19 protein-coding genes are annotated in these 18,572 nt (G+C 35.6%); 11 read left to right on the forward strand and 8 right to left on the reverse strand.

All coding sequences use genetic code 11. The features are described from left to right. Nucleotides 1–20: 20 nt before the first annotated feature. Nucleotides 21–377 (reverse strand): DUF8478 family putative metalloprotein, encoded by a 357-nt coding sequence (locus tag XYLOR_RS14215; protein ID WP_036876181.1) that lies wholly within the window; start codon nucleotides 375–377, stop codon nucleotides 21–23. Nucleotides 378–624: 247 nt separating this feature from the next. Here XYLOR_RS14215 and XYLOR_RS00980 point away from each other — a divergent pair, with 247 nt between their 5' ends. From XYLOR_RS00980 to XYLOR_RS01000, 5 genes are read left to right on the forward strand one after another with little or no spacing between them, the layout of a single operon-like run. Continuing rightward, on the forward strand, nucleotides 625–1,185 hold the full coding sequence (locus XYLOR_RS00980) for a phage tail protein (RefSeq protein WP_036876183.1): 561 nt from the start codon (nucleotides 625–627) through the stop codon (nucleotides 1,183–1,185). Further along, a complete protein-coding gene (locus tag XYLOR_RS00985) occupies nucleotides 1,160–1,756 on the forward strand; it encodes a phage tail protein (RefSeq protein ID WP_084608500.1) in 597 nt (198 codons plus the stop codon). Before XYLOR_RS00980 ends, XYLOR_RS00985 begins: the two co-directional genes overlap by 26 nt. A gap of 25 nt (nucleotides 1,757–1,781) precedes the next feature. Then, nucleotides 1,782–2,336 (forward strand): phage tail protein, encoded by a 555-nt coding sequence (locus XYLOR_RS00990; protein WP_036876185.1) that lies wholly within the window; start codon nucleotides 1,782–1,784, stop codon nucleotides 2,334–2,336. Nucleotides 2,337–2,341: 5 nt separating this feature from the next. After that, complete coding sequence (locus XYLOR_RS00995; RefSeq protein ID WP_036876186.1) at nucleotides 2,342–3,262, forward strand: formyltransferase family protein; 921 nt, start codon at nucleotides 2,342–2,344, stop codon at nucleotides 3,260–3,262. A 17-nt stretch (nucleotides 3,263–3,279) separates the two neighbouring features. Then, nucleotides 3,280–3,561: a PqqD family peptide modification chaperone gene (locus XYLOR_RS01000; RefSeq protein WP_036876187.1), complete on the forward strand. Its 282-nt coding sequence runs from the start codon at nucleotides 3,280–3,282 to the stop codon at nucleotides 3,559–3,561. 49 nt (nucleotides 3,562–3,610) lie between these two features. Here XYLOR_RS01000 and XYLOR_RS14085 read toward each other — a convergent pair whose 3' ends face one another. Genes XYLOR_RS14085 through XYLOR_RS01015 form a run of 4 tightly spaced genes read right to left on the reverse strand, consistent with a single transcriptional unit; the run spans nucleotide 3,611 to nucleotide 6,990 of the window. Beyond that, entirely contained in the window at nucleotides 3,611–3,736 is a 126-nt protein-coding gene (locus XYLOR_RS14085; RefSeq protein WP_258575512.1) for a hypothetical protein, read from the reverse strand. Nucleotides 3,737–3,760: 24 nt separating this feature from the next. Next, a complete protein-coding gene (locus XYLOR_RS01005; protein WP_036876188.1) occupies nucleotides 3,761–5,650 on the reverse strand; it encodes an asparagine synthase-related protein in 1,890 nt (629 codons plus the stop codon). 3 nt (nucleotides 5,651–5,653) lie between these two features. Next, nucleotides 5,654–6,064, reverse strand: a complete 411-nt coding sequence (locus XYLOR_RS01010) for a lasso peptide biosynthesis B2 protein (RefSeq protein WP_051508810.1) — start codon at nucleotides 6,062–6,064, stop codon at nucleotides 5,654–5,656. 17 nt (nucleotides 6,065–6,081) lie between these two features. Beyond that, complete coding sequence (locus tag XYLOR_RS01015; protein WP_051508811.1) at nucleotides 6,082–6,990, reverse strand: hypothetical protein; 909 nt, start codon at nucleotides 6,988–6,990, stop codon at nucleotides 6,082–6,084. Nucleotides 6,991–7,211: 221 nt separating this feature from the next. Here XYLOR_RS01015 and XYLOR_RS01020 point away from each other — a divergent pair, with 221 nt between their 5' ends. After that, complete coding sequence (locus XYLOR_RS01020) at nucleotides 7,212–8,222, forward strand: nucleotidyltransferase family protein (protein ID WP_154655641.1); 1,011 nt, start codon at nucleotides 7,212–7,214, stop codon at nucleotides 8,220–8,222. Continuing rightward, a complete protein-coding gene (locus XYLOR_RS01025) occupies nucleotides 8,215–9,903 on the forward strand; it encodes an ATP-binding cassette domain-containing protein (RefSeq protein WP_036876191.1) in 1,689 nt (562 codons plus the stop codon). Before XYLOR_RS01020 ends, XYLOR_RS01025 begins: the two co-directional genes overlap by 8 nt. Nucleotides 9,904–10,014: 111 nt before the next feature. On the opposite strand, the gene XYLOR_RS01030 is transcribed toward XYLOR_RS01025, so the two are convergent. From XYLOR_RS01030 to lysS, 3 genes are read right to left on the reverse strand one after another with little or no spacing between them, the layout of a single operon-like run. Then, nucleotides 10,015–11,373: a glucose-6-phosphate isomerase gene (locus XYLOR_RS01030; protein ID WP_036876193.1), complete on the reverse strand. Its 1,359-nt coding sequence runs from the start codon at nucleotides 11,371–11,373 to the stop codon at nucleotides 10,015–10,017. 30 nt (nucleotides 11,374–11,403) lie between these two features. Beyond that, complete coding sequence (locus XYLOR_RS01035) at nucleotides 11,404–12,399, reverse strand: NAD(P)H-dependent glycerol-3-phosphate dehydrogenase (protein WP_036876195.1); 996 nt, start codon at nucleotides 12,397–12,399, stop codon at nucleotides 11,404–11,406. Nucleotides 12,400–12,409: 10 nt separating this feature from the next. Beyond that, on the reverse strand, nucleotides 12,410–14,137 hold the full coding sequence (lysS, locus tag XYLOR_RS01040) for a lysine--tRNA ligase (protein ID WP_036876197.1): 1,728 nt from the start codon (nucleotides 14,135–14,137) through the stop codon (nucleotides 12,410–12,412). Between the two features lie 247 nt (nucleotides 14,138–14,384). Between lysS and XYLOR_RS01045 the strand changes: the two genes are divergently transcribed. From XYLOR_RS01045 to menD, 4 genes are read left to right on the forward strand one after another with little or no spacing between them, the layout of a single operon-like run. Then, nucleotides 14,385–15,371 (forward strand): ROK family protein, encoded by a 987-nt coding sequence (locus XYLOR_RS01045; protein ID WP_036876199.1) that lies wholly within the window; start codon nucleotides 14,385–14,387, stop codon nucleotides 15,369–15,371. 52 nt (nucleotides 15,372–15,423) lie between these two features. Then, nucleotides 15,424–15,810 (forward strand): PaaI family thioesterase, encoded by a 387-nt coding sequence (locus tag XYLOR_RS01050; RefSeq protein WP_154655642.1) that lies wholly within the window; start codon nucleotides 15,424–15,426, stop codon nucleotides 15,808–15,810. Then, nucleotides 15,810–16,904: an isochorismate synthase gene (locus XYLOR_RS01055; RefSeq protein ID WP_036876201.1), complete on the forward strand. Its 1,095-nt coding sequence runs from the start codon at nucleotides 15,810–15,812 to the stop codon at nucleotides 16,902–16,904. Before XYLOR_RS01050 ends, XYLOR_RS01055 begins: the two co-directional genes overlap by 1 nt. Next, the gene (gene menD, locus XYLOR_RS01060; RefSeq protein WP_036876202.1) at nucleotides 16,880–18,571 is read left to right on the forward strand and encodes a 2-succinyl-5-enolpyruvyl-6-hydroxy-3-cyclohexene-1-carboxylic-acid synthase; all 1,692 of its coding nucleotides are present in this window, start codon (nucleotides 16,880–16,882) and stop codon (nucleotides 18,569–18,571) included. The genes XYLOR_RS01055 and menD overlap by 25 nt, the downstream gene beginning before the upstream one ends. Nucleotide 18,572 lies beyond the last annotated feature (1 nt).

Here is an 18,572-nt window from a genome sequence, read left to right on the forward strand (position 1 = left end):
TGTGTGTTTATGATGTATGTTTACAAATAGATAGTTGGTGGTGCACGTAAAAAAATGAACTGTGAAAGTTTTGTGGAATGTATTAAATGTAAACTAAATTGTATTATTCTTGTTATCTTTGTAATAAAGCATTTCCAGAATGTGAAAGTTGTGCAGAATAATAAATTAGTAAGAATAGCAATTGTCTCGTATTGAGCTGATGTATGTGTATGTGCTCCTTTGTAAGGATGTGAATGCACTATTATACCATAACGTGTATAATGGGTATGAAGAAATAAGGTGGAGCATGCATAATAGTTGATAAAGAGGGCTATTAGAAATAGTCCACATAAAGTTTTAAACTTTCTTCCTTTTATAACTTTGTGCAAGGCTGTCATACACCTGAATGTTGGCTGCAAAGTTATGAAAAAATAATAGAAATAAATATTAAATGCCTGTTTTATGTGTGAAATTTATGTGTAACATCGATATAAATAATAAAATAGCATATATTTATTAGTATAATATTATTTGGAATGTTAAATATTTTGTTAAAAAGGCCTTTGCGAGAATAATGTCTAATACTATTATCTATTTTTACAAAATGTTATAATTAACTTTAATAATTAACTTAATCTTTTTATTATGGATCCTTTTGTTGGTGAAATTAAAGCATTCCCTTATGACTTTGTGCCAGAATGCTGGCTATTTTGTGATGGATCACAGGTTTCTGCTACTCAGTACCAGGCTCTTTATAGTGTTATTTGTGGTCTTTATGGTGGGTATAGTAATACTTATTTTACCCTTCCAGATCTGCGTCAAAGAGTTCCTGTATGTGCTGATTCGAGAAACTCTTTATTTCAAGTAGGAAAAACCGGTGGAACAACTCAAGAACCGATATCAATAGCCCAGTTAGGACAACATAATCATCAACTTTATGGTGATTTAAGATATGGTGCTGATGTCGCTTTAGGAACGGATACTCCAGGTAATAATGTATTTATTTCTAATTCTCTTGCTACTCCATCTTCGGGTAAACCAGTCGGACTATATGCATATTCTTCTGTTGGGCAACCTTTTATCAATACGGCTCTAATTAGTTCCAATTGTGGTGTTGATTCACCTGTTCCACACAATAATATGATGCCATATTTGGCCTTTCGTTTTTGCATTTGCTGCTATGGAACATATCCGGTTAGAAATTAAAATGTTTAATATAAAATATGATATTATGGATAGTTATTTAGGTGAAATAAGGTTATTTCCTTACAATCTAATTCCTTCTGGTTGGGTACCGTGTGATGGACGAACTTTAAATATTCGTGAATTTACTGCTTTATATTCTCTTTTGGGAATAAAATTCGGAGGAAACGGGAGTACTACATTTTGTATTCCAAATATGAATGGTCGTACTTTGTTGGGAATTTATCCTGGATCTTCTGGTGTTGGGACTGCAGGCGGTAGTGAGTTTGTGACACTTTTGACTACTAATTTGCCTTGTCATTCTCATAATATGAATGTCGTGAATTCTTATGATGCGATTCTTCCAAAAGCTGATTATTTAGGAAATCCTAATGTGAAAACTAACAGTAGTCAAACTGCGAATAATGCTGCACCATCTTATGGATATGCTCCTTCTGACGCTGCTGCTCTTGTTAACATGAATCCGTCAAGTATTGGATCTTCTGGAGGTTCTGTACCTCATGAAAATAGAATGCCTTATCTCGTTTTGTCATATTGCATTGCAACGACTGGATATTATCCGCCAAGATCATAAATCATAAACATAAATAGATAATAATATGGATCCATTTTTAGGTGAAATTAGATTATTCGCAGGTAACTATGCTCCTCAAGGTTGGCATATCTGTGATGGCAGTTCGCTGCCTATTTCTCAAAACGAAGCTTTGTATTCACTTATTGGGACAACTTATGGTGGAGACTCAGTGAATTTTAACTTGCCTGATTTGCGTGGTAAAGTGCCGGTTGGAAAAGGGCAACTACTTGGTGGAGCTAATTATGTGTTAGCTGCTAAAGGTGGAACTTCTCAAGTTCAATTGAATGCTACTAACAATCCACCACATACTCATTTGTTGAATGCTGTTCAAGTGAATGGCACTACCAGCGATCCAACAGGTAATAAAGTTCTAGCAAAATCTGTACTTAAAGACAATACAGTATATGCAAACGTGAAAAATTACGATACGCTGCCTTCTGGTACAACTGAACCTGATTCTCCATTGAATGCTAACGCCATTCAAGCGCAAGGGAACAGCATGCCGCATAACAACATGATGCCATATACTGTCATGAATTATATTATAGCATTAGAGGGAATTTACCCTTCTCCACAATAAGCAATATGAATATTGGTATAATTGCAAACTCTGCTTCAATGTTTCCTCTGATATATCAACTTGCAGCCAATCGACTGCAAGTTGAGGTTTTTTATTCGCTGAGTCATGATCAAAATGTTAATCAGCGTGTGATGGGATTCTTATCGCATGTAAAGATTCCTTATACTGAAGAGAAAAATGTAAATGTAGATGTATATAAGTGGCTTGATAATCATCACTTTGATGCTTGTTTTATTCTTGGTTATGGCCATTTGTTGAATACTGATAAGTTGGGTAGCTTGCTGCCGATAATATTTAATATACATTTTGGCCTTTTGCCAGATTATAGAGGTCCTTCTCCTGTGTTCTGGCAGTTGAAGAAAGGTGTAGAACATCTAGGGGTTTCTATTCATCAGCTTTCGCCTAAGTTCGATGATGGACCTGTTATTTGGAATAAAGAAATCCAGAATAAAGATTATTTTAATTGTGAAACAGCTAATCAATATCTGAGCAACGTTTGTATTGAAGGGGTCTTTTTTATTCTGAATTTATTGGCTAATCATATACCTGTTGTTGGAAAAAAAATGAATTCACAGCATCAAGCATACTACCATAAGCCTATTTTAAATGATATCTTTATTCAGTGGGATAAAATGGGCGCAAAAGAAATATGTGATTTGGTTAGGGCTTGTAATCCTTGGAATAGAGGAGCTATTACATGTTTAAATGGACACGAAATAAAACTCCTTGATGCTATAATCAGCATTAACAAACCTAAGGATGAGGCTGTTGCTGGTGAAATTGTTGGAGATAATGAATTATTGACAATAAGAACATGTGATAATCTTAATATTAATGTGAATATGATTTTCTATAGTGACAGTTATGTACCTTCATATAACTGCCGTTATTATGGGATAGTTAAAGGTATTATAATTGGTAAATAATTTTTAACAAAATAAATATGTCTAAAATAACAGTTAACACTACTATTAAACGTAATGATGAGCGTTTTGTTTCCACACAGATTGATGATGAATTAGTGATGATGGATATTCAAAACGGTAATTATATTAAACTGAATAAAATGGCAAATATTATTTGGGAACAAATAAAAGAACCTCTTTCAGTTAACCAGTTAATAAAATATTTAGAAACTCGATTCCTTGTAAATGAAGATCAATGCCAAAATGAAACTCTATCTTGCTTGGATAGAATGAACGAGCATAACTTAATTTGGACATAAATAAAGAGGTTATTCGTTAGAATAACCTCTTTGTTTTTTACACTTCTATTTAACTTAGAGTATTGTCCTGCTGATCCCAATTTGTGCCGATAGCACCTAAGGTCTGTTCTTTAATAGAGATAATTTCCACTTTTGGCGTACTCCACTTTTCTTGTCTTTTTTTTCCTTTTTCCATTTTAGTTAATTTAAAAGTTAAACATTAATTAAAGATATAATTATTATCTTTTAGATATAATATTATTTCGGTCACTATTCCGGCTTGTAAGATTCTTAATGGTATTATTGAAGTATTCGTGGAAGAATATGTCAAGGACATTTTTTCCATGTAGTGGATCATTTTGTTTTTATCAATATATTTATCTAGAATAAATAGAGAATCTGGATCATTTATTAGATTTTGTATATGTTCTTTGCAATCATAAGCTCGTTTAATACATTCGGGTGAAAATGGTAATTTATTCTTTCTTTCATTTATTTCAGAAGGATTGACATCTTTCATTGCATTTCTTATCAAAGCTCTCTTCCATCCTCCATTAACGAATAAATGTATAGGTAACTCGTTGAGTAACTCAAAGATATTTTTATCAAATAAAGGAAGGGCTGATGTCATACCCATCGTTTCGTTCATCGTAAGTATTATATTTGACATTTGACTTATTGATCCATTATTTGTTAACTTTCTCATTACAACCGTTTCATTTAATTCTTGTTCTTTACGAAAAAAAACATATTTTTCAATGAATTTTTCATTAAGAAGATTCACCTCACTCTCTTTGTCGTTATTGTTTCCTTTAATTATAGATCTGGCAGTTTTATATAATGATGTTCTCGAGGCGTACATTTCACGAAATACTTGTGTAAATGACTTGTTATCGTTTTTCATAAATTGTTTAATCAATTTGAAGGCTGTCTGTAAGTTTCCTCGTTTTATTAATTCATAAATTACACTATTTCCGCTCCATGATACCCAATAATCACCCCCGAATCCAGAAAATAATATTTTGACGTCTTTTTTTTGAGCAGCTTTCAATAAAGCGATGTCCATATACGATGTTGAACTTGGGAATGATTCATATCGGTTGAATGATTCCTCTAAATTTGTGAAAGAGTTTAATCCCGGTCCACTTTCATATGTTTGTATGATGTTCGGGCAATGTTTGCCGATTATTTCAATATATTCGCGTTCATCCTTTTCAGTTCCATTATAATCATTTTGCAATACCGAAGAAAAAGTGTATAGGGGTTTGTTCTTTTTCATGAGCAATTCAGACAAGATACATGCGATACTTCCAGAATCCAACCCTCCGCTAAGTGTCAACCCAATTGGTACGTCATAGTTCAATCTTTTCTCAACAGCTTTGTACATTAATTCTTTGAGGCATTCATACCATTCTTCATTTTTTGTAAAATGATAACGATTGGCTGGTTCCAATGTCCAATATTTCTTTATGGATAATTTTCCATCCTTCATAATCATTACGTTTCCCCCATATAGAGCAAGTATTTCTTTGTTGAATGTTTGTTGAAAGTTACCATGCTTATAGAAATATTCAATCAGGTATTCTTCATTGAAATAGTTGGGTGTCGCTTTTATTGCTGTGATTCCTTTTATTTCACTGCAGAATATGAATGCGTCGGGAGTATCATAATAATATAGTGGGCGAAATCCAATATGGTCTGTAGCTGCAAATAGTTTTTCAGATTTTTCATCCCAAATGGCAAAGGCAAATTCACCTTCTAGGTGATTTATACACATGTCTTCCCATTCCTGATAAGCCATAAGAATTAGTGTGGAGTCGGGTGTCACACTTAGCATATCATTATCTATGTTGAAGTGTCTGGCTAGTTCATGCCTGTTATCTATTCTTGCATCTGCGGTAATGGTGAACTGTCCAATTTTTAATGGCTGTTTTTCGTATATTTGTTGCGGATATACGTTTAAACGACAATTGCCCATTCCCATATTTTTATTTACAACGATTTGACTTCCGTCGGGAGCTCTATGATTGAGTGCTTCAAGCATTTTACCGACTAAGGAACTGTCTACATATTCCTGCTTCTTATTTATGATTCCGAATATTGCACTCATAATTCATTGAAATTTATTTATTACAGCAAATTTATCCTTTCCTCTACCTCCTGTTATGGTTCGTCCTTCGCATTCAAGCCATGCATGTGCCATAAATACACCGTTATCAGCAACTCCGAAATATACAGAACTATTGATTTGTCTATGATTTAGCATGATTTTCCCCGCAAGTGCCTGTTCAAAGCATTTGGTTTTCCAAAAACTATGGTTACATGCTCTTCTTATAGCATTGCTTATTTCATCTAAAATTAAAGGATTCACATTTTTATTAGCTTTACTGTTATTAGGTTTCCTCTCAAGTATTATTACAATATATTTAAAAGGGAACGAATATATAAAGAATCTTGCCAATGCAAGTAAGCACCAAGCTTCAATAAATAAAATGTAATCTTTTGTGCGTATATCCCGTTTCATATTATTACATTTTTGGTTTAATTTAATATTATGCTTTCGATTTGATTCGATAATGTTTTGGGTACGCAGTTTATAGGTCTACTTATTTCGTATATCTTGCTGTCTTTTGCCAAATTACTAATTATCATAAAACATAATTGCTTAAGAGAATTGCTTTGTATGAGCATCGGTCGGTAAATTTGTTTCATCAAAGAGGTGAATGCCTCAAATCCTTTGATTTCTTTAATTAGAATATCATGACATTCTTGTCTCTTTATAATAAAAATCTTTTTAATCATGAGTCTATTTGTATTGAATCTTTTATGAAAGAAAAATCCGTATTTGTCCATACCTGACATTATAGGAAAAGATTTTTCGCTATATTTTGAACAATGCATGTCGTCTAATGTGTCGCTCCATAATTTGATCATCGGATAAGAAGCGCAAGCTGTGATGCTATTTGATTTATCTTTATTTAGCACTAATATATCATCGCTGAATATGTCATACCCTTTATTTGATAAATAAGAGACGGTAGTAGTCTTTCCTGCCCCCGAATCTCCGCATATACAGTATAGCTCGCCGTGGTATGATATGGCAGAAGAGTGTAGCGGCATTAATCTTCTTTGCAGTAATATAGCAGCCATTACAGTGGCTAGAATATAGAGTCGGATATCTCTCATCTTTTTTATTTCACCGATAGGCTCAACAATGATTTTCCTTCCTGATGTTGCATAGTAAAAAGCTGTATTTTTAACTTTGAAGGCAAACTCATTATCGTTTATGTTATATTCAAAATTCGGCGATGAAAAGTTGATAGAATCTTTTATTTCAGGTACCTTTCCCAATAAAATTTCTATATCCGGAGTCATAAAATCAGCCTCCAATAATTCAGGAAATTCAATTTCTGAATTAATATTAAGTCCAAATCCTAAGTATTTTATCATGGTTATAGTCGTTTGGCTTATTATGGGATAATGATATATGTAAACGTTTGGTTTACACCGTAAATATATTTTATTTTCCAATGAGTTGTTGCTTTTGTTTTCTTATTTTATGTATTTAATGTTAATTTTAACTATTATTATCTGATTATATAACAATTTTACTGCAAATTGAACTTATTTTTGTGAAAATAAATAACGATTTCTTTAAACTAAATTATATTATGAATCTAAATCGTGAAACGTTATACTATCGCCATAGACTGAGTCATCAGCAAATTGATATGCTTTTAGGAGAAAATAATTCTTCTAGTTTTGCGGATGATAAAATGAAAATATTACGGAATGTAAAAAACTTTATAACTGTAACAGATCTTTTTAGAAAAGAGTTAATACCTTTTGTGCCGATAAAAGGTCCGATACTGTCATACCGAATTTACAATGATCCGGCAGTGCGTTTCTCTCATGATATAGATTTGCTTATTTTATTGGATGACTTAACAAAAGTCCTTGATTTGTTGCTGGGTCGTGGCTTCCGTATAATTGACTGTTCTTGTACAGCAGACGATTTTCGCCGAAAGCTGATTATAAAGAATTCACATCATATGGCTTTTTATAATGATAAATTGCAATTTTGTGTGGAAGTGCATTGGACGCTGACTTGTATGACTCCTATAAGTAATGATGAACTTATGGATATCGTTCATAAAAATCTAATCCAGATAAACTTTGCAGGGCGTTTATTTGTAGTGCTTAATAAAGAGATGGAGTTGGTTTATCTGATTCTACATGGAGCAAGGCATGGGTGGTGTAGGCTTAAATGGTTAATCGATATTGCTTATTATCCTATGGATGATTTGAATATGGACTTATTCTATACGTTGGTAAATCGATTTTCTGCTGATAAAGTTGTAAAACAGACAGATCAGTTGCTTAATTTGCATTTTCATCGTCATCTGCCATTTAAGACAAGTAATAAGCCTCTTGGATATATATTTAAATATGCCGAATATTCAATAAATAGAAAAAATGTAGAACCTGAGTCTTTATTTCAATCTTATAAACATTTTAGATATCTATTTTTCTTATTTCCGGAGGTATCATATAAGTTGAAGTGTGTCAAAGCTATATTTTTAAGTATGAATGATGTGGCAAATTTCAAATTCTCATCACAGTTGGCATATTATCTATATCGACCTGTCAGTTTAATTAGAAGGAGGATACTACATGTCTGATAAACATTTCATAGCTCATAGTTTCAGACTATTCTGGAGTTATAACCCTTTGAAAATGGTTACGCTTTTTTCTATTACTATTTTGCAGGGTTTTACTCAAGGTATATCTATTGTGCTTCTTATACCATTAATGGGTATGCTTGATCCATCAGCAGGAAATGGAAACGGGTGGACAAAATTTTTGAAAAAGTTTTTGCAAACTTTTGGCGTTAACCTTAATATGACTGTAGTTATCATTTTCTTTGTTTTGTGCCTTTTCTTTGTGGCATTACTAAATTATTTACAATCTGTTTTGCAATCAACATACCAGCAAGGATTTTCTTATGAAATGAGAAAAAAGCTTTTTAAAAAAATAATTATGAGTGATTGGCAATTTCTTAATGGTAAAAGTAAACATAATCATATACAGATACTAACAACTGAAATACCAAAGATGACGACATATTATTACTATTATCTAGGATTGTCATCTAAAGCTCTTTTTATTGTAGCTCATATTATTGTTGCGTTGTCTATTTCTGTACAGTTTACGCTATATGTAACATTTATTGGAGTGGCTTTACTTTTTATACTTCGCAGATACTTGCTAAATGCCAGAAAATATGGTAGTATAAATGTACAGGCATTCCGTAATATGCTAAAGCGTATTGATGATTTCTGGACAACTGTAAAACTAGCAAAAGTTCATAACTCAGAATCATTCTTCTATCAGAAGTTTGCAGAGTCAAATACTCAAATGTTGCACTATCAAAATAAACAATCAAAGAATAGTGCTGCACCTGTTTTCATATTTACATGTACTGGAGTTATAGCGTTGGTAATGATAATTTATATCGCTTATGGACAGGTTCATTTACCATTTCAATCTTTGTTTATCTTGATTTTACTTTTTGCACGTATCTTTCCTCAGTTCATTGGCATTAATGGAGATGTAAATATGGTGTACTCTTTATCAAGTTCTGCAAAGTTAGTACTTGATTTAGATGGAGAGATGGATGAGAAAGAATTTTCAATTGAGAATGTTCCTTCCTCTATTAATTTTAAACAAACAATAGAATTAAGTCATATTAGTTTTGGTTATCATAAAGGTCACAACTTGTTTTCTGATTTTTCTGTCTCTATTAAAGCTAATCAAATAACAGGAATAGTTGGACGGTCGGGTTGTGGAAAAACAACATTTATTGATATCCTATCAGGTTTACAACAGCCTTTTTCCGGTGAATTGCTGGTAGATGGGAAGAAGATAACAGAATATTTTATGCCTGCATGGAGAAGCATGATTGGTTATCTTCCTCAAGATTCTTTTTTCTTAGATGGAACCATTCGTGATAATTTGATAATGGATTCGAAACAAAATATTGACGATCAGGTTGTTTGGGACATTTTAAAATCTGTAAATGCTTATGATCTAGTAAAATCTGAAGAAAAGGGCCTTGATACTGAGATAATAAATTATCAATATCATTTTTCGGGTGGTGAGAGACAGCGATTAGCTTTGGCGCGAACATTGCTTCGATACCCTAAATTACTATTACTTGATGAGGCTACATCTGCTTTAGATACTAATAATGAAATGATAATTATGAATTGTCTTTCACGTTTGAAACATGATGTTACAATCGTTTTTGTTACACACCATAAGGGACTGTCATCTTATTTTGACCAGATTATTAATTTATAAGGTAATATACAGCCTTGCATAATGAAATAAATCCCGGGCTGTGTCTAGTCCGGGATTTATAATAAACGTTTAAAGATATGCCTTTGGCATTCCTATTATCTTATAATATTGTTATGCTTCTTTAGAGAGGCGTTCTTTTATCGCTTTGCTGTCTGCCTCATAACCAGGTTTGTCGAGAAGGGCAAACATATTCTTTTTGTATGCCTCTACTCCAGGTTGATTGAATGGGTTAACGCCTAGGAGATTACCACTGATACCACATGCTATTTCGAAGAAGTAAATCAACTGACCGATATAATACTCATTCAACTTAGGAACAGATACACGGATGTTTGGTACACCACCGTCTACATGAGCAAGACGAGTACCTAATTCTGCCATTTTATTGACTTCATCAACACGCTTCCCTGAAAGGAAGTTAAGGCCGTCAAGGTTTTCCTCATCTTTCGGGAATAGAAGTCTTTCATTGGTCTCTTCTACACTAATAACAGTTTCGTATATAGTGCGTTCGCCTTCTTGTATCCATTGACCCATAGAGTGAAGATCAGTAGTAAAATCGCATGATGCAGGGAAGATACCTTTATTCTCTTTTCCTTCACTTTCGCCAAAAAGCTGTTTCCACCACTCACTGATGAAGTGGAGTTTAGGCTGGAAGTTGACCATAATCTCAATTTTCTTGCCTGCCTGAGAATACAGACCGTTGCGAACAGCTGCATAGATTGCTGCTGGATTTTCTGCGAAAGGAACATCTTTGCCACATGCTTTCTCCATACCAGTAGCACCACTTACCAGGCTTGTAATGTCAAAACCTGCACATGCAATAGGGAGCAGACCTACCGGAGTAAGAACAGAGAAACGGCCTCCTATATTGTCTGGAATTATAAATGTAGTGTATCCTTCTTTGTCGGCAGCAGCACGTGCAGCACCTTTATGTGCATCTGTGACTGCTACGATAACTTTTTTAGCTTCTTCTTTTCCTCTCTGTGCCTCGCACTGCTTCTTAAGTAGGCGGAATGTAAGAGCAGTCTCTGTTGTTGTACCTGATTTGGATATGTTTATCACACCGAATTTCTTTCCGGCAAGGTATGTAGTCAGTTCAAAGAGATAGTCTTCGCCTATATTGTTGCCTGCAAAAACAATAGTTGGATTTTTCTTGTCACCGACGAGCCATGAGAAAGAGTTTCCTAATGCCTCAATAACGGCTCTGGCTCCAAGGTAGCTGCCACCAATGCCTGCTACAACTATAACTTCGCAGTTTGCTCTCAGTACGTTGGCACAATCCTGTATTTCTTTTAAGAACGAAGAAGTTATTGATGATGGCAAATGAAGCCATCCCAGAAAGTCGTTGCCTGGGCATGTACCGTTCTCAAGAGCTTCTTGAGCGGCTTTAACATGTGGCTCATACGATTTGATAGCGCCCTCGTTTAGAAATTGGGCGGCTTTAGTAATGTCTAAGCTGATACTTTTCATAATGTTTACTATTTAGAGTATTGTAATGTTTTATCTAAAAGAGTCGGTGAGGAGTTTTATCTCTACCTGTGGTGATATACGCTCATACAATATGTTGTATATCGCATCTAATATAGGCATATTGACATGGCAGTGGCGGTTGATCTCTTTCATACATTTAGTACCAAAGAACCCCTCTGCTATCATCTCCATTTCTATCTGTGCACTCTTTACGCTATAGCCTTTGCCTATCATCGTTCCAAATACACGGTTTCGTGAAAAATTGGAATACCCTGTTACTAAAAGGTCGCCAAGATATACACTATCGTCTACATTTCGGTCTATTGGATGCACTGTACGTAGAAATCTTGACATCTCTTGTATAGAGTTAGACATAAGGACGGACTGGAAATTGTCTCCATACTTCAGTCCACTGCATATACCTGCGGCTATTGCATACACATTCTTTAATACGGATGCGTATTCAATTCCGACAACATCGCTGCTTGTCTTTGTCTTTATATAATCGCTGGTCAATATGTCTGCAAATGCTTGAGCCTTTTCATTGTCAGAACATCCCACTGTAAGATAGGAGAGGCGTTCAAGGGCTACCTCTTCTGCATGAGATGGACCTCCAAGGCAAGCTAGATTGCTGTAAGGCACATCGTATACTTGATGAAAATATTCACTACAGACTAGATTTTCGTCAGGGACAATACCCTTGATAGCTGTAATGATAAATTTGTCCTTTATGCGGGTCTTTAGTTTTTTTAGATGATTTTTTAGATATGGTGAAGGTGTTACGAACACCAGTGTGTCGTAAGTATCTACTATCTTATTAATATCCGTTGAGAAAGAGAGTTCGTTGACATCGAAATGTACACCAATAAGATATGCCGGGTTGTGACCAAGACGTCTGAAATCGTCTATACGGTCTTCCCTACGCATATACCAACCCAATTGGTGCGTATGCTGAACTACAATCTTTGCAATTGCTGTTGCCCAGCTACCTCCTCCGATTATCGCTATTTTACCGCAATCGTACACTTCTTTTGTTTTAGAGTTTAGAATTCTCTATCCAAAGAGCTACTTCGTCAACTTTAGGATTGTCGTAGCCCAATTTATATTTTTTGTTGATGCCGCAGACATCCATCTGCAGTTTCTGTGGATTGACATCTTTAATATCTGATATGAGATTGTAACCGCTTTTGTTTAATACAGCTACCCAATCTTCTGATACACCGATTTTGGCCCATTCTGCAATGCTGCTTTTGGGCATCTTCTTCTCAGGGCGCATCTGTGGGAACAGAAGAACCTCCTGAATTGTAGATTTACCGGTCATTAGCATTACAAGGCGGTCTATACCAATACCTATACCGCTAGTAGGAGGCATACCATACTGCAAAGCACGTAAAAAGTCCTGATCAATGAGCATTGCTTCGTCATCGCCTTTGTCTGCAAGGGCCATCTGCTCTTTGAAACGCTCTTCCTGATCAATTGGGTCGTTAAGCTCTGAGTATGCGTTGGCAAGTTCTTTACCGTTTACCATAAGTTCAAAACGTTCTGTAAGTCCCGGTTTAGAACGGTGCATCTTTGTTAGTGGAGACATCTCAACAGGATAATCTATTATGAAGGTTGGCTGTACGTAGGTTCCTTCGCAGAACTCACCGAAGATCTCATCAATAAGCTTTCCTTTGCCCATGGTGTCGTCAATCTCCATATTCAGCTTTTTGCATACTTCGCGGATTTCAGATTCTTCCATGCCATTAAGGTCATAGCCTGTCTTTTCCTTTATTGCGTCAAGAATAGGCAAACGGCGGAATGGGGCTTTGAAACTTATCGTCTTACCGTCAAATACGCTTTCATCTTTGCCGTTTACAGCGATACATATAGTCTCAAGTAACTTTTCAGTGAAGGACATCATCCAATTGTAATCCTTATACTGGACGTAAAGTTCCATACACGTAAATTCAGGATTGTGGAATCTGTCCATTCCTTCGTTACGGAAGTTCTTTCCTATTTCGTATACTCCCTCAAATCCGCCTACGATAAGGCGCTTGAGGTATAGCTCTGTTGCTATTCGGAGATATAGGTCAATATCAAGAGAATTGTGATGCGTTATGAATGGACGTGCACTGGCACCGCCTGGGATAGACTGAAGAGTAGGTGTCTCTACCTCTGTATAGCCTGCTTCGTTAAAATAGTTGCGCATAGTTTCTAATACCTTTGCGCGTTTCATGAATGTATCCTTTACACCTTCGTTTACAATCAGGTCTACATAGCGCTGACGGAAACGGAGCTCAGGATCGTCAAATTTATCATATGCCACGCCATCTTTGTATTTTACAATTGGCAATGGTTTAAGACTCTTTGATAATAGCGTAAGGCTTTGTGCATGTATAGAAATCTCACCTGTCTGTGTTTTGAATACGAAACCTTTGATACCTATGAAGTCACCAATATCAAGCAGACGTTTGAATACTGCATTATATAGATCTTTGTTATCGTCTGGACAAATGTCATCACGGGTAACATAAACTTGAATTCTACCTTTTGAATCCTGGATTTCAGCAAAAGATGCCTTTCCCATTACACGGCGGCTCATGAGTCGTCCGGCTATGCATACTTCGCGTTTCTCGTCATTCTTGAAGTCTGCTTTTATATCCGTAGAAAAAGCATTGGTTGGATACTCAGCAGCAGGATACGGGTCAATACCCATATTGCGCAGTTCTTGAAGACTTTGGCGTCTTACAATTTCCTGTTCACTTAATTCTAAAACGTTCATTTTTATTGAATATATTCACTTTGATGGGTGCAAAATTAATAAATAATTTTGAAAGGACATACTATTTTTGCTTTTTTATATTACGATGCTCTACAAACACATATTTTAAATGTAAATGTATTATTATTGTTTTTGTTAAAATTAGCTAAAAAAGACATGCGGATAAAGAAAATATATTATATTTGTGATGTAATAAAAATGTTACGAGAGGAAAATAAGTTACTGGATTTATAAAATACTATAAGCTATGGATTTATATACAAATAAGACACGTGTAATAGGGGTAGACATAAGTCTGGAACGCACGTCTTTCGCGATTGTCGATGTTAGGGGTCATGTCATAGCCAGTTCTGATATATGTACTCAGGATTATCCTGAAATAGATGGTTTTATAGTTGCACTTTGTGATGCGATTACCAAACTTGTAGATGATAATGGTGGTTTCGAAACGGTAAGATCTGTCGGTATGAGTTGTCCTAGCGGAAATTTCAAAACAGGTAGTGTTGAGAATTCTCCTAATATGCCATGGAAAGGGTCAATACCAATAGCCGCAATGGTGAGGGACCGACTAGGACTAGCTGTAGCTATAACAAATGATAGTGTGGCAATAGCTTTCGGTGAATTGTCGTTTGGAAGTGCTCATGGATTGACTAATTTTGCAATTGTCACTATTGGTCATGGTCTTGGATGCTCTATATTCAGTGAACGAAGACTGGTAGGTGGTAATAATGGTTTTGCCGGCGAATTGGGACATACGTGTGTGGTAGACAACGGAAGAAAATGCGAATGTGGACTGAAAGGATGTCTTGAAACTTATGTGGCTGAAAAAGGTATATTAAGAACTGCCCGTGAACTTATGGAGGGGAGTGACAGACCTTCATTGATGAGGAACTACAGTATAACAAAACTTACGCCTAAGGAGATAACAGATTGTTGTAACAAGGGTGATGAGATGGCTAAAGAGGTATACCGTAAAACAGGATATATCCTTGGTATTTCTCTTGCTAATCTTGCCGCAATAATAGACCCTGAAGCAATAATACTGGCTGGTGGTATCGTTCATGCCGGTAAATGGTTGGTAGAACCTACTTATCAGAGTTTTCAGGAACATTTGTTCCATAATATAAGGGGTAAAGTTAAATTGATACGTTCGGCTTTGAATGACCGGGAGAGGGATGTTCTTGGTGCTAGTGCCCTTGCTTGGAATGTAAAGGAGTATTCTTTATTTAAGTAATTAACTAATTAAGAAATAAAAATAATTGAAGATAGATAATTTATTAAAGCAAATGGCTGAAAAGCCTGATTTGTCTAGCGCCCTCGGAATGGAATTTGTTCCAACTTCCGAGGACGATATTTGTATGGCGCGTATGCATGTGGATGAACGTAACCGTCAACCTTTTGGCTTCTTAAGTGGAGGAGCTACTTTGGCTTTGGCTGAAACTTTGGCTGGATTTGGATCTACGTGCCTTTGTCCTGATCAGATATCTATGGGCATAAATGTAAGTGGACAGCATTTAAAAGCTGCTGTTGAGGGTGATACCGTTATAGCGAAGGCTACTCTTAAACACAAGGGGAACACTATTCATGTATGGGATGTGGAAGTAAAAAATTCGGCCGGTGAACTAATCTCTACTGTTAGTGTTACTAATTATATAATTAATAAGAACAAATAATGTCGTCATTTGCTTTATATCGTTTTCCACATGAAAACTACTGCACATTGCTGAGTCAGAAAATGCGACAGCCTATTGAGTTGTTGTCATACTCTGATTTAAGTGGAAAAGAGGGGTTCGTTATAGCACCTTTTAATGCATCAAAGGATGAACCAATATTGTTGCTCGAATCAGAAAAGACTAAAAAAATTCTGTTAAGCGATTTTGATTATACTTTTAAGAATAGTAACTCTGATAGCGAAAACTATTTTGATGCAGTATACGAAGGGGCTGAAAGACTGAAATATACGGTCGACTATGAGAATTTCTCTTCGCAGATTGCAAGTGGAAAGTTTAGTAAAATAGTTTTAGCACGTCGTAAGGTAGTTAAAAGTAAATTGGAAATAGCCCCTGAGGAGCTTTTCAAAAGAGCATGCAAGCTATACCCGCGTATGTTTATTGCTCTTGTACATACTGAACGCAGTGGAACATGGTTAACTGCGTCGCCTGAGATTCTGTTGGAAGGACATGAAAGAAATTGGCGTACAATTGCTTTGGCAGGAACAATGAAATTGGAAGGTTGTCAGCTCAATTTCGATGCATCTAATGAAATGTGTGACTCTGACATGATAAAATGGAGTGATAAAAACATACAGGAACAAGGATACGTGGCTAAATATATCAAGGAATGTCTTGACAAGTTCTCTAATAATGTTGTGGAGGAAGGTCCTTTTACAGTACGTGCCGGTAATTTAGTGCATCTGAGAAGTAATTTTGATTTTACTTTGCAGACCTCTGATAATATTGGTGAACTTATAAATTCTCTACATCCAACTCCTGCTGTATGCGGACTACCTAAAGATACAGCACGTAGGTTTATACTTAAAAATGAAAGTGTTCCTAGACATTATTATAGTGGATTTATGGGACCTCTGAACACTCAGTATGGAACTCATCTATACGTATCTTTAAGATGTATGAATATAGAGGGACGTACTTATAAATTGCATGCAGGAGGAGGTCTTGTAAAGAATAGTGAAGAGGCTATGGAATGGAAGGAAACAGAAGATAAAATTGAAACAATGGGAAAATGTTTAGTGACAAAGAAAATATAAACATACTTACGTCGCTACTGAAAGCGCACGGAGTAAAAAGGGCTGTAGTATGCCCTGGATCAAGAAATGCTGCAATTGTTCATAATCTAAATGAATGTGACGGAATTGTATGCTATCCGGTTACGGACGAAAGAAGTGCCGGATTTTATGCTTTGGGCATGATTTTGGCTTCTGCAGAACCTGTGGCTGTTTGTGTTACATCCGGTACGGCGTTGCTTAATCTCGCCCCTGCTGTAGCTGAAGCTTATTATCAGCATTTGCCTCTTATTGTAATCTCAGCAGATCGTCCAAAGGCTTGGATAGGACAACTGGATGGACAGACATTGCCTCAACCTGGTGCGTTTGGCCATTTTGTAATTGGGTGCGTATCATTACCAGAACCGCATAACAAAGAGGAACATTGGTACTGTAACAGATTAGTGAATGAGGCCTTAATTAAAATGAAAATGAAAGGTGGTGGCCCAGTACATATTAATGTTCCGATAACAGAACCTTTGTTTTCTTTTAATACAGATAAATTGTCAGAAGAAAGAAAAATATCATATATACCTTCTATCGTAGACACACAGATAGTGTCTAGAGATATGATAACTGACTTTTTTGAGGCAAGGAGCCCGATGGTCGTGATTGGGCAGTTGCCTTATTGCAATGGTAAGGGAATACAGCTTGCCAATATAGAACAATATGCAATGGTAATAAGGGAACCATTGTCTCCATTCCAATCTAATTTGCCATTTGATGAGGTATTACATAAAATTGGAGCTAATGAAGATTATATGCCAGATTTTATCTTGTATATTGGAGGTACTCTTGTAAGCAAACGTATAAAAAAATTTTTGCGTAAAGCTGAAAATGCGGAATGCTGGCAGGTTACTGAAGATGGTGAGGTACATGATACTTTTATGAACCTTACAGGAATTATTGAGGCAGACCCTTTTGATGTTCTTACAATATTGGATAATAGTATAAAAAATAGTTGTATGGCTGATGATACTGATGCAGCTGATTTACTAGAGAATTCTCCGTTAGCATTCAGACAAAGGTGGCAAGAGCAAATAGATTATGCTGTAAAGCATATGATGGAATATATACCTCGATATTCAGAGATGATGGCTGTATATCAGTTTGAGATGCAGTTGGGAGATGTCGATTATGATTATAAGATACATTATGCTAATAGTATGCCTGTTCGTTTAGGTATTATATATTCAGAAAGTGATTATCTGTATGTAAACAGAGGTGTTAATGGTATTGAAGGGAGTTTATCTACTGCTGCTGGTTTTTCGGTAGTTTCTGAGGATATGGTATTTTGCGTGATAGGTGATTTAAGTTTCTTTTATGACCAAAACGCTTTGTGGAATCAAAATATAGGAGGAAACTTAAGAATATTACTTCTAAATAATAATAGTGGTGGAATTTTTAAAAATTTAAAAGGATTATCTGATAGCCCTGTTTGTAAAACAATGGTTGCAGCAAGTCATAGAACTAGCGCACATGGTATATGTGATGAAAATAACATCGGTTATATTTGTGCCCATAATGAAAAAGAGTTGCAAGAAAATATGTGTAAATTTATGAATTCAGGCAGTAGTCGTCCCCTTTTGTTTGAAGTTTTTACAGATCCAGACGAAGATGCTAGAGTTTATAAGGAATACTATAACTATTAAA

The sequence above is a fragment of the Xylanibacter oryzae DSM 17970 genome (assembly GCF_000585355.1).
In the GTDB taxonomy this organism is placed as follows: Bacteria; Bacteroidota; Bacteroidia; order Bacteroidales; family Bacteroidaceae; genus Prevotella; species Prevotella oryzae.